This window comes from Longimicrobiaceae bacterium, from assembly GCA_035696245.1.
In the GTDB taxonomy this organism is placed as follows: domain Bacteria; phylum Gemmatimonadota; class Gemmatimonadetes; order Longimicrobiales; family Longimicrobiaceae; genus DASRQW01.
This window is the reverse complement of the sequence record DASRQW010000215.1, coordinates 19,799-36,107: the sequence shown is the minus strand read 5'-3', so window position 1 is coordinate 36,107 and position 16,309 is coordinate 19,799. Positions and strand designations below refer to the sequence as shown.

The following is a 16,309-nucleotide window of genomic DNA, read 5'->3' as shown; positions in this document are numbered from 1 at the left end:
CCCTGCTCCCGTTCTTCCAGCTCGCGGACGCGGTGCAGCGCAACCAGCCGCAGGTGGGCATCTACGCCTACCGCGGCGGGATCCTGAAGAAGGCCCTGTACTCGGCCATGCAGACCACGTTTCCGAACGGCGTCTTCGCGCCCATCAACGACGCCTCGCGCACGATGGACGTGACCTCGCCCGAGGCGACGGTGGCGGTCGATCTCGGCTACGGCCAGTACGGCGCGGACGAGAGCCTGCTCGCCGCCGCGGCCATGCAGGGCGACGTGATCCTCAACGGAGCGGGCCTGAAGGTCGCCCGCGACATGGCGGCGCACGCGGGAACGCCGAAGGCCCGCTGGGGCAGCGTGGAGTTCACGGACGGGGCCGACGGCGCGCGCGGCGGCCTGGGCATCCTCCGCTCCGGCGAGGGCACCGACGCCACCATGCTGCTGATGAAGTACGGCGTGCACGGCCAGGGTCACGGCCACTTCGACAAGCTGCACTTCATCTTCTTCGACGGCGGCAACGAGGTGGTGCCGGACTACGGGTTCAGCCGGTGGATCAACATCGAGCCCAAGTTCGGCGGCCGGTACCTGCCCGAGAACGACTCGTACGCCAAGCAGACCATCGCCCACAACACGGTGACGGTGGACGGGCAGTCGCAGAGCGCGGGCAGCTACAGGGCGGACGAGGAGAAGTGGGCCACGCGCCACTTCTTCGACGCGCGGAACCCCGCGGCGCAGGCGATGAGCGCGAAGGCCGACGGCTTCTACCCCGGCGTCTCCATGCAGCGGACCATGCTGCTCGTTCGAGACGCGCGGCTGCCGTACCCCGTGGTGCTCGACCTGTACCGCCTCAAGAGCGCGGCGCAGCACACGTACGACTATCCCGTGCATTTCCGCGGGCAGCTCGTCGCCTCGAACGTGAAGTACGAGGCGCACACGGCGCGGCAGGACGCGCTGGGCACCGCGGCGGGATACCAGCACCTGTGGAACGAGGCGTCCGCATCCACCGACTCCGTCGTCCGCATGACCTGGCTGGACGGGCACCGCTACTACTCGGTGACCACCGCGGGCGCGCCGTCTACCCAGGTGATCTTCGCGCGGACGGGGGCGGGCGACCCGAGCTTCAACCTGATCCAGGAGCCGGCGATGATCCTCCGGCGCCGGGCGGGCGACCAGCTCTTCGCCAGCGCCATCGAGCCGCACGGCTTCTTCAGCGAGCTGGAGGAGCGTTCGGCAGATGCACGGCCCAGCATCCAGTCCGTCCGCGTGATCGGCCAGAGCGATGAGGCCAGCGTGGTGGAGGTGACGGGCAAGGACGGCCTGCGCTGGACGGTGATGGTGAGCAACGGCCCCGCGTCGGATACCGCGCGGCACCGCGTGGCCTTCGGGGGGCAGACGTACGAGTGGACCGGCAACTACTCCGTCCAGGGTCTCCAGGCGCCTCGCTGAGGCGCACGGGAGCGGACGGGATTACGACATCTATCGACATTTCGTGGAAGGGAAAGAGATGCGAGTGGACCTGAACGGGAAGGTGGCGATCGTCACCGGCGGCGCGCGCGACATCGGCGCGGCGGTGGTACGGAAGCTGGCGGAGAGCGGCGCGGCCGTCGTCGTCAACTACAACAGCAGCGCCGGCCGCGCCAACTCGCTGGCGGGCGAGGTCACGGCGGCGGGCGGCAAGGCCGTCGCCGTGCAGGCGGACGTGAGCACGGCCCAGGGCGTGAAGCACCTGGTGGACGAGACGCTGGCGGCGTTCGGCGGGCGGATCGACGTCCTCGTCAACAACGCGGGCGGCATCCTGGCCCGCAAGAAGATCGACGAGATGGACGAGGCGTTCTGGGACGCGGTGATGGACCTCAACCTCAAGAGCGTCTTCCTGGCCGTGCAGGCCGCGCTCCCGCACTTCGCCGACGGCGGCGCCATCGTCAACGTCTCGTCGCTCGCGGCGCGCGACGGCGGCGGGGGCGGCGCGCTGGCGTACTCGGCCGCGAAGGGCGGCGTGCTCACGCTCACGCGCGGGCTGGCCAAGGAGCTGGCGCCGCGCAAGATCCGCGTGAACGCCGTGTCGCCGGGGATGATCAACACCACGTTCCACGACACCTTCACCAAGCCGGAGGTACGGCAGGTGGTCGCCTCGCGCACCGCCGCCGGCCGCGAGGGCGAGGCGGGCGACGTGGCGAACGCCGTGCTCTTCCTGGCCTCCGACGCCTCGTCGTACGTGAACGGTGAGTCGCTGGAGATCAACGGCGGCGCGTACTTCATCTAGCGACAACCGCGGCGCCCGTCCGTCGGCCAAACGACGGCGGACGCGGCGCCCGCGCGCATCCACACCCGCCCCCGCGGCGGAGATCCACGGAGCGAGATGGCGAGAACGACGAGCACGGCCCAGGCCGCCCGCGGCCACGCGTCCACCGGCGCGGGAGCGTCGCCCGCGGGGCGGTTCAAGGGCCTGCGCTGGCTGATGATCGGGATGATCTTCCTGGTCACGGTGGTCAACTACGTAGACCGCATGACCCTGTCGGTGCTGGCGCCGACGATCATGGAGCAGTTCCACATGACCAACGTGAGCTATTCGCGCGTGGTCACCATGTTCCTGCTGGCGTACACCATCTCGCAGTCCATCTCCGGGCGCATCCTGGACAAGGTGGGCACGCGCGTGGGCTTCATGCTCTTCGTGGGCATCTGGACGGTCGCGTCCATGCTGCACGCCGCGGCCCGCAGCGCCGTGCAGCTCGCCGCGTTCCGCTTCCTCCTGGGCATCGGCGAGGGCGGCAACTGGCCCGGCGCGGCCAAGTCGGTCGCGGAGTGGTTCCCGGTGCGCGAGCGCGCCTTCGCGATGGCGATCTTCAACAGCGGCGCCAGCATCGGCGCGGTGGTCGCGCCGCCGGTGATCGTGTACGTGGCGCTCACCTTCGGCTGGCACTACGCCTTCTTCATCGGCGCGGCGCTGTCCATCCTGGTGATGCTGCTGTGGTTCTTCTTCTACCACACGCCCGCGAAGCACCCCACGCTCTCGGACGAGGAGCGTGCGCTGATCATGAGCGACCAGCCGCAGGACGGCGGGGCCGCGGGGCCGCGGCACACCTGGCTGGGCCTCTTCCGCCACCGGCAGGTGTGGGCGATGATCGCCGCGCGCTTCTTCACCGACCCGGTCTGGTGGTTCCTCATCTCGTGGCTGCCCAACTACCTCAAGAACGCGCGCGGCTTCAGCCTGGCGCTCATCGGCCTGCTGGCGTGGATCCCGTTCCTGTGGGCCGACGTGGGCAACCTGTCCGGCGGCGCCATCAGCAGCCTGCTCATTCGCCGCGGCTGGGCGGTGGACCGCGCGCGCCGCGTGGTGATGATCACCAGCGCGTTCCTGCTGCCTCTGGGCGTCGCGACGGTGGTGAGTTCGTCCGGCAACTTCGGCGTGCTGGCGGGCGTGAGCATCATCGCCTTCGCCTTCCAGAGCTGGAACGTGAACCTCATCACCATCCCGTCGGACTGCTTCCCGCGGCAGGACGTGGGCTCGGTGGCGGGCATCGGCGGGACGGCGGCCGGCATCGCGAGCATGCTCTTCACGCTGCTGGTTGGCTACCTGGTGGACCACTACTCGTACACGCCGGTCTACCTGCTGGTGGGGCTGATGGGGCCGCTGGGCGCGATCTCCTTCTTCCTCATCATCCGCCACATCGACCGCGTCCCGGCGCTGCCCGCGCTACCGGCGCTCGCGGAGTGAGCGGGGCAGGACACGGTAGATGACGAGCGGACGGGGTTCTCAGTGTACCGGGGCTCCGTTCGGGGATTCATCTTCATCAGATGCGGGGCGGAAGATGCGGCGCGGGCTGGAGGTGCCCCCTCCCCCGGCCCCTCCCCCGCAAGCGGGAGAGGGGAGAACTGCTTGCGGGCGATTGGTTTAGCGAGGATCGGTAAACTCCGCGCATCCCGCTAAACGCCGTGTCGTGGTCACGACGCCGCCTTCCGGCTGCCTCTCACGACGATGCACCCGTCGCCCGCCCGAGGCCCGGTCCGCGCACACCGCCGCCTCCACCGTGGAACAAGCTCCCCTCTCCCGCTTGCGGGGGAGGGGTTGGGGGAGGGGGCACCCCCTCCGCCACCCCAAACCCTATCGTCGCAAGCAGATAGATGATCCCGCTCCTGATCCTCGCTCTTTCCGCCGCTCCGGCGCCAGCACGCCCGGTCCCGGCTGACACGACGCCGGCTGCCGACAGCGTTCCCGCGCTGGATTATCGGCCGGTGCCCGGCTTCCCGACGCTGCCGCCGTCGCTGAACTTCGGCGAGGTGTCGAGTGTGGAGGCGACGCCGGACGGGCACCTGTTCGTCTTCCACCGCGGCGCGCAGCCGCTGGCGGAGTTCGACGCGGCCGGGCGGTTCGTGCGCTCGTACGCGGAGGGGCTGGTGACGCACCCGCACGGCGTGCGGGTGGACGCGGGCGGCAACATCTGGCTGACCGACGACGAGACGCACCACGTCCTGAAGCTGGATCCCGCCGGGCACGTGCGGATGGTGCTGGGCCGCCGCGGCAAGTCCGGCGACTCGCTCTACTACGGCGAGATGCTCTTCAACCGTCCCACCGACGTGGCCGTCGCGCCCAACGGCGACATCTACGTCGCGGACGGCTACGGCAACTCGCGCGTGGTGAAGCTGGACCGCGACGGACGGTTCCTGCTCGCGTGGGGCACGAAGGGCACCGGGCCAGGCGAGTTCAACGTCCCGCACTCGGTCGTGATCGACGCGAGCGGCCGCGTGATCGTGGCGGACCGCGAGAACGGGCGCATCCAAGTGTTCGATGCGGATGGGCGCTTCCTGGCGCAGTGGGGCGGCGTGGGCAAGCCCGCCTGGCTCGACCTCTCGCCCGACGGGCGCCGTCTGTTCGTGGCGGACGGCGCGAACGGCCGCGTGCTGGAGATGGACCTGCAGGGCCGCGTCCTCGGCGCGTTCGGCCGCACGGGCAAGGCGTCCGGGCAGATGGACCTCGTGCACGGCCTCGCCGTCGGCCCGCACGGCGAGGTCTACACGGCCGAGATCCTCGACTGGCGCACGCAGAAGTTCGTCCCGGCACCGCGCCGCTGAGGCGAATTCCGGGGGACGAAGGCGACGCGAGAAAGCCGGGCCGCGGGAGTCATCCGCGGCCCGGCTTTTCATCATCCATCGCATCTACCAACCCGGCCCGGAATTTCTCGACGGTCCATCCGCCAGCCGTGCGCGAGATCATCTCCATACCGTCACCCTCGCCCGATCGCCGGGGCTCCCGTCATCGCGTCTTGGCTGACGGATGGCCTTACCATGCTGGCGACGCGGCAGCCACGGCGGGGTCCGCTGGCATGTCGGAGATGGGTCGGGAGATGCGGAGCGGGGACGGCGGATCAGGGTCGCGGGTCGGATATATCGAGCATACGGAAGGGGCGGATGCGATAAATCGCACCCCTACATATGGTTAGGTTGTGTGGGTGGGTGGAGGATCGAGCGAGGGGCGCGGGCGGGTTCAGTTCCCGCGGGCGGACGTGGGGCGGAGGCGGGCGAGGAGGCGGTCGGCGACGCGGAGGTCGCCGGTGACGATGTCGGCGCGGGCCTGCATCTCCTGGCGGAAGTCCAGCGCGCGCCCGCCGGAGGCCGCCAGCCCGCGCGGCAGCGAGACGGAGACGAGGTAGGCCGGGGCGTGGTCCTCCCCGCCGTCCAGCCGGTCGGGGACGAGGGAGATGCGTTCCACGCGGCCTTCCACGGTGCCGTACGTGTCCGCGGGATAGGCGTCGAAGCGCAGCACCACGCGCTGCCCCGCGCGCACCCGGCCGGCATCGGCGGCGGAGAGGACGACGGTGGCGGCGGGGCGGCGGCCGCCGGGGACCACGGCCAGCACCGGCTCGGCCGCCGCGAGGTAGCGGCCGGCCTGGAGCGGGCGGAAGAACGAGACGCGGCCGGCCACGGGCGCCCGCAGCACGTATCGCTGCTCCCATGCGCGCAGGGCCTGGCGCAGCCCGTCGTACGCGGCGCGGACGGCGAGGCGCAGGCGCACGTCCTCGTCCGCGCGGGCCTGGCGAAGCTCCAGCGCGGCGCGCTCGGCCTGGGCGATCCGGACCTCGTTGGCCGCCGCCTCCCCGCGGCCGGCCTCCAGCGCCTGCGCCGTCTGGACGTACTCCGCCTCGGCGCGCTCCGCGTCTGCGGGCGAGAGCACGCGGGCGGCGGCCAGCGTGCGGCCGCGGTCGCGCTCGCGCAGGCCCAGCGCCCGGCCGCTCTCCAGCAGACGCACGCGCGCCGCGAGCGCCGACCGCATCGCCCGGTAGCCGTTCGCCTCCCGGTCCAGCGCCGCCGCGCGGGCGGCGTACAGCCCGTCTCCCGCGAACGCGCGGTAGGCGGCGGCGGCCTGCGTGAGCGCGGTGTACGCGGACTGCGCATCTCCCAGCACCGGATTCAGCGGGAGGCTCACGCCGTCCGGGACCGCGCCGCCCGAGACCGCCGGCTGCATCGCGTCCAGCGCCGCCTGCACGCGGGCGACGTCGCGGTAGTCCGCCGCGCTGCGGAGGACGGCGAGGTAGGCATCCGCCGGCACCGCATCGCCGTCGCTCACGGCCAGGCGCTGCACCTCTCCGCCGGCGGGGGCGACCACGCGGACCGGCGGGTCGGGCGTGGTCACGGTCGCGCGGCCGTGCACCACCTCCGGGTAATGCACCACGAAGGCGAGCACGCACATTCCCGCGGCCACGAGCGACGCGGCGCCCGTCCCCCATCTGACGAGCCGCCCGGGCACGTAGCCGATCACCTCCTCGACCTCGTCGCTCCGCAGCTGGAAGCCCCGTCCGGCAGCGGGCGGCGGCGTGCCGGGAACCGCCAGCCCCGGCGCGAGCGCGATCCCGCCCTCCGGCGACGGACCGGGCGCCGGGCCCACGGGGTGCGGCGTCACGGTCGCGGCGGGCGCAACGGGAGGCGGCGTCACGATCCCAGCTCCAGCTGGTTCTTCACCAGCCGCCAGTACGCCCCGCACAGCGCGGTGAGCTCCGCGTGGGTGCCGCGCTCCACGACGCGGCCGGCGTCGAGCACCACGATCTGGTCCGCGTTCTTCACCGTGCTCAGCCGGTGCGCGATCACCACCACCGTCCGGCCTTGGAAGAACTCCTCCAGGTTCTCCATGATGGTGCGCTCGTTCTCCGCGTCCAGCGCGCTCGTCGCCTCGTCGAAGAACAGGTACGCGGGGTCCTTGTACACGGCGCGGGCGATGAGCAGGCGCTGCTTCTGCCCCTGGCTCATCCCCAGCCCCTCGCGGCCCACGCGGGTGTTGTACGCCAGCGGCAGCGCCTCCACGAACCCGTGCACGTTGGCCACGCGCACGGCGTGCAGCACCCGCTCCGTCTGCGGCGCGTCGCAGCCCGCGGCCACGTTGCCCGCCACGCTGTCGGAGAAGAGCTGCCCTTCCTGCATCACCACTCCGCAGCGGTCCCGCCACAGCCGGTTGGACACGGCGCGCAGCCGCGTGCCGCCCACCGTGATCTGCCCCGCGGTGGGCTCGTGGAACTTGACCAGCAGCTTCAGCAGCGTCGTCTTGCCGCTGCCGCTGGCCCCCACGATGGCCGTCACCTTGCCCTGCGGGATCACGAGATCCACGCCGCGCAGCACCGGCTCGGCCAGCGGGCCGCCATAGGTGAACGAGACGCCGCGCAGCTCCAGCGTGCCGTCGGCCGGCAGGGCGGAAAGCACGGCGTCCGGGTCTTCCTCGTCCTCGCGCTCGTGCACCTGCGCCAGGCGCTGCAAGCTGATGCGCGCGTCCTGCGCCGCGTGCGCGAAGCCCACGAGCTGCATGAGCGGAAGGCTGAGCTGGCCCAGGATGTACTGCACCGAGAGCAGCATCCCCAGCGTCAGCTTGCCGTCCACCACCAGGCTGGCGGAGAGGAAGAGCACGGCGGCGTTCTTCAGCTCGTTGACGAGCACGGCGCCGCCCTCCTGCGCCTGGTCCAGCGCCAGCCCGCGCAGGTTGAAGCGGAAGACGCGCGCCTGGATGCGCTCCCACGCCCAGCGCTTCTGCTGCTCGGCGTTGGCGAGCTTCACCTCGGGCATGGCGCCCACCAGCTCCACCAGCGCGCCCTGGCTGCGGGCCATCTCCGAGAAGCGCAGGTGGTCCAGCTCGCGCCGCGGGCGCAGGAAGAGCAGCACGTACGCCGCGTGCACCGCGCTGCCGGCCAGGAACACGCCCAGCACCAGCGGGCTGTAGATGCCCAGCACCGCGGAGAAGACGGCGAAGGTCACGAGCGAGAAGACCACGTTGAGCGTGGTGCCGGTGAGGAACTGCTGGATGCGCTGGTGGTCGTTGACGCGTTGCAGGATGTCGCCCGCGTTGCGCGTGTCGAAGAACGACAGCGGCAGGCGCAGCAGCTTGAGCAGGAAGTCCGACGTGAGCGACAGGAAGACGCGGCTGCCCACGTGGAAGAGGATGCGCCCGCGGATGAGCTCCATGGCGGTGCGGCCCACGACGAGCGCCACCTGCGCCATCAGCAGCATCCACACGAACCCCACGTCGCGGTCGCCGATCCCGCGGTCCACCAGCGCCTGGGCCAGCAGGGGGATGACGAGAGAGATGCCGCTGCCGAGCAGCATGCCCAGCCCGACCTGCGCGAACAGGCGCCCGTGGCCGCGCAGGTACGGCCGCAGCAGCGCCGGCCGCTCGCGTGCCCGGCCCGGCTCCGCCTCGCCGTCGCGCGCGGCGTAGAACGCGGGGGTGGGCTCCAGCAGCAGGAGCGCGCCCATGCGGCGGCCGTCTTCGTGGATGCCGGCCCAGCCGCGCATCCACTCGTCGCGGCCGATCACGCGGCGGCCCTGCGCCGGGTCGGCCACGTGCACTCGACCGCGGCGAACGCGGTGCACCACGACGAAGTGGTCCTGCCCCCAGTGGGCGATGCACGGCAGCGGCGCCTCGCCCGCGAGCTGCTCCCACGCGGTCTTCACGCTCAGCGTCCGGAAGCCGATGCTCTCCGCCGCGTAGGCGATCCCCAGCATCGACACGCCTTGCCGGGTGAGCGCGCACCGCTCCCGCAGCTCCTCCAGCGAGCAGGTGCGCCCGTGGTGGCGGGCGACCATGCGCAGGCAGGTGGGCCCGCAGTCCATGCTGTCGAGCTGCCGGTACGCCGGGAACGGCATCCGCGCCCGCACCCGCTCCGCCACCCCCGCGCTCATGCGGCGGCCGCGGCGGAGGCGGATGCGTGGGCAGATGCGGATGCGTCGGCCGGGGCGTGCACGCCGACGGAAGCGGGCGCGTCTCCCAGCCCCGGCCACGTGGCGGTGTACGGGTCGTACGCGCAGCGGGCGGGCTTCGACAGCGGGTTCGCGGCGTCGCGGGTGAAGGCGCGGCAGTCGGTGCAGACGTGGCGGAACTCGCAGTCGCGGCACACCTCCACCTGGTCCTTCGTGACCTTCCAGGCGTCGGTGAAGCCGGGCTCCATCAGCGCGGCTTCCAGCGTGGTGCCGCGCGCATTGCCGAACGAGCGCGGCATAGACGGGCAGTTGCGGATCTCGCCGTGCTCGTCTACCGACATCTTCCGGTTGAGGCAGGTGTTGTGGCCCTGCGACTCGGTGAAGTGGCCGATGGCGGGCGTGAAGTACATGGGATGCACCTGCCCGCAGTGGTCCTGCCCCGTCACCCGCTCGGTGCGGAAGCGGATGCGCACGTGCACCGGCCCGTCCGCCACGCGCGCCTGGGGCGCCGAGTGCACGAACAGCGTCATCAGCCGGGGATGCCCGCCGCAGAGCGCGATGCACGCATCGTCCGTCCACTCGGCGCTCCACGGCACCAGCGCCTCCACCGAGCGCTGCCGCCCGCGCGACGCCCCGGCCAGGGCCGCATCCACCTCGCCCGGCGAGACCGGGGCGAACCACCGCACCTGCACGTGCCTGCACCCCAGCCCGTCGAGCTGGCGGAAGAGCGACGCGAAGTCGTGCGCCGACGAGCGGCCCACGTCGATCACCGCGTTGGTGATGCGCTCCGCGGCGTCCCACGACAGGGCGAGATCGGGAAATCGCTCCGGCGTCTCGGTCCAGAACCCCATCTCGTTCTCCACCACGAAGCGGAAGTACGCGTCTATGGTGTCCGCCTCGTCCGGCGCGTACGCCGCCTTCACCTCGTCCGCCGTCTTCCCGCGGTGCAGCGTGAGCACGTCGAACAGCCCGTTGGGGATGAGGCGGTACGTCCCGCGCTGAAGGTCGCAGATCGTGCTGCGGCGGGCACCGCGCACCGGCACGCACTGCGCGTACAGGCGCAGGACCGGGGCGCTCACCAGCCCCCCGCGAAGCAGCGCGTCAGCGGCTTGGGCGAGTGCTCGCAGAAGGCGTTGGCCGCGTGGTACACGTCGCTCGGCGCGCCGCGGGGCTGGGGCGGCTGGCCCGCGTCGTCGCGGTTCGAGACCGAGAAGAGCAGGGGAAGGAGCCCGCCTTCGCGCACCTGCGCGGGCAGGGCTTCCAGAAGCGTGCGGGGCTGGCCCGCGGGCGTGGCGTGGCTCATGACGATGCGCGGGAGATGAGGGAGCGGGCGACCTCGCGCTCCAGGAAGTAGTTGCAGGGGGCAGACACCATCCCGAACTGGCCGACCGGGTTGACCTCCAGGAAGACGTGGCGGCCCTCCGGCGTGCACACCAGGTCCAGCGAGCCCGTGTCGAGCGGGATGGACCGCATCAGCGAGCACACGGCCGATTCCACCTCGGGCGGCAGCAGGTACGGCACGGTGCGGTTGGGCCGCTCGTCGTTGTAGCGCCGGAAGTCCACCGCCGTCTGCGCATCGAGCTGCGAGAAGATCGCCATGCTCCAGCATCGCCCGTCCAGGTAGAAGCAGCGCACCTCGAAGGCCTTCTCCGCCATCTCCTGCACGAGCGACGGGAAGAAGCGCTCGGGCGCCGCCGCCACGTCCTCGTCCGAAAGCTCCGCCGTGTACAGCGGGTATCGTCCGTCCTCCAGCGCGAACGACACGGCGTTGCCCACGCTCTTCGTGATCACGCGGCCATGGCGCGCCTTGAACTCGGCCAGCCGGGCGCGGTCGTTGGTGACGATGGTGGCGGGCACCTCCAGCCCGGCGCGCGCGGCCAGCGTGAGCGTGTGCAGCTTGTCCACGTCGGTCTGCCACGGACGGGTGAGCCAGGGCGTGCCCGCCAGCGCGGCGTGCAGCGCCCGGTGCGTGGCGCGCAGCTCCGTCAGCAGGTAGCCGCGCAGCATCCGCCCTGCGGACGGGGGCTCCACCCCGGCCGCGAACTCCACGTTGTGCAGCGCGTGCGTTCGCCGCAGCCAGACCGCCGCCGCCTCGCCCGTGCGCACGGGCACGCCGCCCAGCGAGAGCTCGCCCCGCACACCGTCGGCCGTGCACTCCAGCACGAACGGGTCGTCCTCGTTCACGTCCTCGCCGTTCAGCCGCACCGCGTGGCCGCCCAGTGCAGCGATCCAGTCCAGCACGTCCTCGGTGGAGTGCTCGTAGTCCTGCTGGCTGAGAAGCACGATCATGGGCGGATGGCCGGGCCGGGGGGGATGGGGGGATGCGGGAAGGCAGGCGCGGCGCCGCGCCTGCCTTCCCGCGGGTGGTCAGTACACGAAGTTGTCGTTGGTCTCGTCGCCGTCCACGATCTGCTTGTTGACGACGGTCCCGCCGCGGTACGTCATGTTGATCGCGCCCACCAGCGTGGCCGTCCCGGACTGCGGCAGCGGCTGGAACAGCGCCTGGTCCAGCGTCTCGAGCTTGCTCATCTTCGGATCTCCGTGGGTCGCCCGCGCGGGGTTCCGCGGCGGGCATCGGTCTGGATCGCGGGAACCCCCGCGCTGCTCCCGGGCGGGAGCGGGTCACTTCGCCGCGCCCGTCAGACGGGAGGCGGCACGCCGTCCCACCCGTCGCCGTCGTCCCTACGGCTGGGGCCGGTGAACACGGCGCTCGTCCCCCTCGCGCCCACCACCTCCAGCGTCTCAGCCGCGGCGAGCGGCCGGAACAGGTCGCTGTCGAGCGATTCCAGCTTCTTCATGGTACGCTCCCTCGCTTGGGTCACCTGCAAGCCGGTGATGGCGCCGGCACCTCGCCCCCGATTCCTCCGAGCGCGATCCACTCTCCCTACTCGCCGTCCGACCGCCATCCGCGCGGTCGTCCGTCTTCTCGCTGGCGGATGGTCCGAATCGGCCGATTTCGTCCTCCCTGGCCGGTTTCTCCCCGCACCCTCGTCCCATCGATCCTCTCGAACCGGCCGGTTCCGTAGCCCGCTCCGATTCCTCGTTCGCGGCGCGCCCGGCCGGCGAATGCGCTGGCTCTCGGCCGCGCCCAGCCTCTCTTCTGCCGGGCTTCGGGGCCGGTTGGATGCGGAACGGTGCGCCTCATCGCTGGTGAAGGATGCGGCGGGGCTCGCGCAGCCGTAACTGTGAAGTGGCGGAAAGCGTCTGTGGCGTGGCGAACCGCGTGTGGGAGGGACGAGCGGACGGGGAGCTGGCTCAGGGGCGTGTGATGCGGGACGAATGACGGCGGGGACGAGCAGGGGTGGTGATCGAAGAGGTAGATGGCAGCGAGCGGCCCGTGAATGACCGCGGCCGACACCGCACCCAGGCCGCCTCGCGGGCGCCGACGGTACGAGGCGCGTCAGCGGGGCTGCAAGGGAGCAGAGGACGAGGCGATCCGTTTCGTGGACGACGTCCGAGGATGCGTCGGCCGTCAGCGAAACCGCCGCGGCGGGGGATGCGTATCGCACCGGCGTCCGACCTTCCGATGTTCCGTGTGCATCCGACATACGACCTGCAGATGAACCCGAATAGAGACTTCACCGCGCGTGCGATCCGCGGCGGAGCGCCCGTACTCGCCGCGATCGCCCTCGCCGCGATGCCGCTGCGCGCGCAGTCCGCTCCGGCGCCCGACTCGCTGCCCCCGGCGGAGCGGGTGGCGGCGGACCCGGCGCACGGCTTCTCGTCGCCGTACTACCTGTACGCGCCGCCGGCGCTGCGGTCCGACAGCGCGCTCGGGCGGACCCGCACGATCCTGGTGCTGCCCAACAACACCGGCATCGTGGATGACGACCCCGCCGTCCACGAGGCCAGGGTGCGCGAGCTGGCCGGGCTCTTTCGCCGCACGGCCCGGCGCGAGGGCGTTATCCTGCTCATGCCCGCGTTCCCGCGGCCGAAGTCGCGCGACGGCGTGTACACGCACGCGCTCGACCGCGATGCCATGCTGTCGCCGGAGCCAGCCCTCCGCCGCCCGGACCTCCAGCTCGCCGCCATGATCGACGACGCCTGCCGCCGCCTGGCCGCCGACGGGATCGCCGCCGAGCCGCGCGTGCTGATGCACGGCCACTCCGCCGCGGGCATGTTCGTGAGCCGCTTCGTGATGCTGCACCCGGAGCGCGTGAAGGCGGCATCCATCGGCGCGCCGGGCGCGTGGCCCATGGCGCCGGTCGCGTCGCACCACGGACACGCGCTGACGTACCCGGCCGGCGTCGCGGACATGCGCGCCATCTCCGGCCACGTGTTCGACCGCGCGAAGGCGGCCGAGGTGCCGCTCTTCTCTTCCTCGGCTCGGACGACACGAACGATTCGGTGCCGTACGACGACAGCTACGATCCCCGCGAGCGGGCGGAGGTGCTGCGTTTCGGAGCGACGCCGGTGGCTCGCTGGCCCGCCGCGGAGGCGCTATACCGGCCGGTTCTCCCGCGCGCCGTCTTCCGCACCTATCCCGGCGTGGCGCACGACATCACACCCGCGATGTGGCGCGACATCTGGACATTCTTCCAGCCGTACATCGCGCGCTAACGGGCGCCCGTACCATCCCGGCGCCTCGGTCCGGCTGGATCGGGTGGCGGAGAACGGAAAAACACGACGGGCGCGGCATCCATCTGCCGCGCCCGTCGTGTTTTCGGGAGATGCACAGCGTCCGACGTGGTCAGCGGCGCGCGGGTGGAGCGTGCGGCAGCCGCGGAGCGATGGCGAGACAATGCGTGCATCCGCCGGCTCGGCGTGCATCTCCAGTCCCGACGCGGACCGCGAATCGGGAGAAGCTCGATCGGCGGCCAGCGGGTGAACGGAGGTCGAGCGTCGGCAGACGGTAATCGAAGGCTCCGGGAACGCTCGTGAAGAAAAGTCTTGACGGAAGCGGGGGCGTGCTGAATATTCAGCACGTGCAGTTTTTTCAGCAGATGGTCCCACCCGCACGGGATGCCCCATGCCAGTCTCGCCAGCTCCGAGCCAGCTCAGCCGCCGCGAACGGCAGGTGATGGACATCGTGTACCGCCGCGGGCGCGCGAGCGCGCAGGAGGTGCTGGCGGACCTGCCGGACCCGCCCACGTACTCCGCCGTGCGCGCCGCCCTGCGCCTGCTGGAGGAGAAGGGCCTGCTGGCGCACGACATGGACGGAAAGCGTTACGTCTACCTCCCCACCACGCCGCCGGACCGGGCGCGCTCCACGGCGCTCCACCACCTGCTGCGCACGTTCTTCAACGGCAGCCCCGAGCAGGTGGTGCACGCGCTGCTGGAAGACGAGGATATCGCCCCGGACGAGCTGGACCGCCTGGCCGCGCTCATCGACCAGGCGCGGAAGGAGGGGCGATGATCGCGTTTCCGGCCGCGGACGTGCTGACGCCCGCCCTCGCGGAGCTCGCCGCGAAAGGCGCGCTGCTCCTCGCCCTTGGCGGCCTCGCGGCGGCGGCGCTTCGCCGTGCGTCTGCCGCGTCGCGGCACGTGGCCTGGGCGGCGGCCATCTCGGCCACGCTCGCGCTGCCCGCCCTCTCCGCCGTCGTCCCCGCCGCACGCATCGTCCGCATCCCCGCCGCCGCCGCGCTTGCACCGAATGCGGCTGCAGGGCGTGAGATGAAGACCGTCGTGATGCTGGTGGACAGGCACGAGGCGGACGGGGCGACAGGGTGCGGCTCGACGCGGTCCAGATCGGACCTCGTCCTCGCCTGCGAGCAGCCGGTGGAGGTGCCGTGGAGCGTCGTCGTGCTACTGGTGTGGGGAGCGGGATGCGCGGCGGTATTCGCCTGGCTGGCCGGGGGAGCGTGGGCGCTCCGGCAGATGCGACGGCGGGCGGTGGCGGTGACGGACGATGCATGGTTGGCGCTGTCGGCCGACGTGGCGCGGCGGCTCGGCGTGCGGCGGAAGGTGACGCTGCTTCGGCTCGATGACGCGGCAGTGCCGATGACGTGGGGCACGCTCCGGCCCGTCCTCCTCCTCCCCGGCGGGTGCGACGCGTGGTGCGCCGAGCGGCGGCGCGTGGTGCTGGCGCACGAGCTCGCCCACGTCCGCCGCCGCGACGTGCTGACGCGGTGGATGGCGCACGCGGTGGTGGCGCTGCACTGGTTCGACCCGCTGGCGTGGATGGCCGCGCGCGCCCTGGCGGAAGAGAGCGAGCGCGCCTGCGACGACGCGGTGCTCGCGCTGGGCACGCGGCCGTCCGCATACGCCGCGCACCTGCTGGACGTGGCCCGCGCGCTCGCCGGCCGCCGCGCCCCCGTCGCCGCGCTCGCCATGGCCCGTCGTGCCCGCATCTCCGCCCGCGTCGACGCAATCCTCGCCGTCCGCCGCCGCGCGCACCCCGGACGGCGGACGCCTTCGCTGGCGCTGGCGGCGAGCCTCGCCGCGGCCGTCCCCGTCGCTGCGCTGAAGCCGGCGGACGTGCGCGCCGCTTCCCGCATCTCCCGCCCGTCTGCCCTTCTCCCGCACCCGCCGGGACCTGCCGGGCCCGCGACCGCCGCGCACCCGCCGAGGGCCGACCGTAGCGCGCGATCGGACGACTACGGTTTGGCGTCAGAGGCCGCATCTCGATCGTCCAACCCGCCGTCGGCCGGATCCGCGTCGTCTATCCCGGCATCGACCATTATCCCGGCATCGACCCTCCCGGCGCGATCATCCGACGCGACGTCCAGCCGGACGGACGGCGTGCCGGCGGACGGAGCGGCGCCGTTGGCGGGCGGGCAGGGAAGCGTGTCGTCCTCTGCGCCCGCGCCGCCGCCGGAAGCCGCTGCGCCGGTCGCGAAGCCAGTGGCGCCGGGGCAAGAATGGGAGGATTTCAGGTCCGGCGGTTGGGTGAGCACCTCGGACGGGACGCGAAGGCTGGTGGACGCGCGCGGAGTGCTGCTGGCGCCGGGGCGCGGAGAGGTGGCAGCCCTTCGCCCGGGAGGATGGCTGGACGTGCGTGAGACGGTCGGCTCCACCACGCGCAGCCTGGTCGCGCTGCCCGCTCCGGACGGCCAGCCGCGCTACGTGTACCGCGTGAACGGCACCGCGGCGGAGTTCGGCCCGGCGGCCCGAGCGTGGCTCGCGAACGTGCTGCGCAACCGGTGACTGTGCTTCACCTTCGCCGCGCGGCCCGCGCCCGGCGAGCTTCCACCCCGGCAGCGGAG

Annotated in this window: 14 protein-coding genes; 7 read left to right on the top strand and 7 right to left on the bottom strand. The window is 72.2% G+C overall.

Features of this window, described 5'->3' with window-relative positions; genetic code table 11:
* The 4 genes from VFE05_10135 to VFE05_10120 all read left to right on the top strand — a co-directional run.
* Positions 1-1,436: heparinase II/III family protein (locus VFE05_10135; GenBank protein ID HET6230414.1), on the top strand; the 1,436-nt coding region annotated here is incomplete at its 5' end.
* 58 nt (positions 1,437-1,494) lie between these two features.
* Entirely contained in the window at positions 1,495-2,253 is a 759-nt protein-coding gene (locus VFE05_10130; GenBank protein HET6230413.1) for a glucose 1-dehydrogenase, read from the top strand.
* Positions 2,254-2,349: 96 nt separating this feature from the next.
* Positions 2,350-3,705, top strand: coding sequence for an MFS transporter (locus VFE05_10125; protein HET6230412.1), 1,356 nt, complete (start codon positions 2,350-2,352; stop codon positions 3,703-3,705).
* A 407-nt stretch (positions 3,706-4,112) separates the two neighbouring features.
* The gene (locus tag VFE05_10120; protein ID HET6230411.1) at positions 4,113-5,060 is read left to right on the top strand and encodes a peptidyl-alpha-hydroxyglycine alpha-amidating lyase family protein; all 948 of its coding nucleotides are present in this window, start codon (positions 4,113-4,115) and stop codon (positions 5,058-5,060) included.
* A 412-nt stretch (positions 5,061-5,472) separates the two neighbouring features.
* Here the strand turns inward: VFE05_10120 and VFE05_10115 are convergent, their stop codons facing one another.
* The 7 genes from VFE05_10115 to VFE05_10085 form a co-directional block, all read right to left on the bottom strand.
* On the bottom strand, positions 5,473-6,918 hold the full coding sequence (locus tag VFE05_10115; GenBank protein HET6230410.1) for an HlyD family efflux transporter periplasmic adaptor subunit: 1,446 nt from the start codon (positions 6,916-6,918) through the stop codon (positions 5,473-5,475).
* Complete coding sequence (locus VFE05_10110) at positions 6,915-9,146, bottom strand: peptidase domain-containing ABC transporter (GenBank protein ID HET6230409.1); 2,232 nt, start codon at positions 9,144-9,146, stop codon at positions 6,915-6,917. Before VFE05_10110 ends, VFE05_10115 begins: the two co-directional genes overlap by 4 nt.
* Complete coding sequence (gene gwsS / locus VFE05_10105; protein ID HET6230408.1) at positions 9,143-10,243, bottom strand: grasp-with-spasm system SPASM domain peptide maturase; 1,101 nt, start codon at positions 10,241-10,243, stop codon at positions 9,143-9,145. Before gwsS ends, VFE05_10110 begins: the two co-directional genes overlap by 4 nt.
* Positions 10,240-10,467, bottom strand: a complete 228-nt coding sequence (locus tag VFE05_10100; protein ID HET6230407.1) for a hypothetical protein — start codon at positions 10,465-10,467, stop codon at positions 10,240-10,242. Before VFE05_10100 ends, gwsS begins: the two co-directional genes overlap by 4 nt.
* Positions 10,464-11,453: a grasp-with-spasm system ATP-grasp peptide maturase gene (gene gwsG, locus VFE05_10095; protein HET6230406.1), complete on the bottom strand. Its 990-nt coding sequence runs from the start codon at positions 11,451-11,453 to the stop codon at positions 10,464-10,466. The genes VFE05_10100 and gwsG overlap by 4 nt, the downstream gene beginning before the upstream one ends.
* A 78-nt stretch (positions 11,454-11,531) precedes the next feature.
* Entirely contained in the window at positions 11,532-11,693 is a 162-nt protein-coding gene (locus VFE05_10090) for a hypothetical protein (protein HET6230405.1), read from the bottom strand.
* 110 nt (positions 11,694-11,803) lie between these two features.
* Positions 11,804-11,962, bottom strand: a complete 159-nt coding sequence (locus tag VFE05_10085) for a hypothetical protein (GenBank protein HET6230404.1) — start codon at positions 11,960-11,962, stop codon at positions 11,804-11,806.
* A 761-nt stretch (positions 11,963-12,723) separates the two neighbouring features.
* On the opposite strand from VFE05_10085, the gene VFE05_10080 reads away from it, so the two are divergent.
* The 3 genes from VFE05_10080 to VFE05_10070 all read left to right on the top strand — a co-directional run bounded on the left by VFE05_10080 (position 12,724) and on the right by VFE05_10070 (position 16,250).
* On the top strand, positions 12,724-13,992 hold the full coding sequence (locus tag VFE05_10080) for a hypothetical protein (GenBank protein HET6230403.1): 1,269 nt from the start codon (positions 12,724-12,726) through the stop codon (positions 13,990-13,992).
* Positions 13,993-14,133: 141 nt separating this feature from the next.
* Positions 14,134-14,520, top strand: coding sequence for a BlaI/MecI/CopY family transcriptional regulator (locus VFE05_10075; GenBank protein HET6230402.1), 387 nt, complete (start codon positions 14,134-14,136; stop codon positions 14,518-14,520).
* On the top strand, positions 14,517-16,250 hold the full coding sequence (locus tag VFE05_10070) for a M56 family metallopeptidase (GenBank protein ID HET6230401.1): 1,734 nt from the start codon (positions 14,517-14,519) through the stop codon (positions 16,248-16,250). The genes VFE05_10075 and VFE05_10070 overlap by 4 nt, the downstream gene beginning before the upstream one ends.
* Positions 16,251-16,309 lie beyond the last annotated feature (59 nt).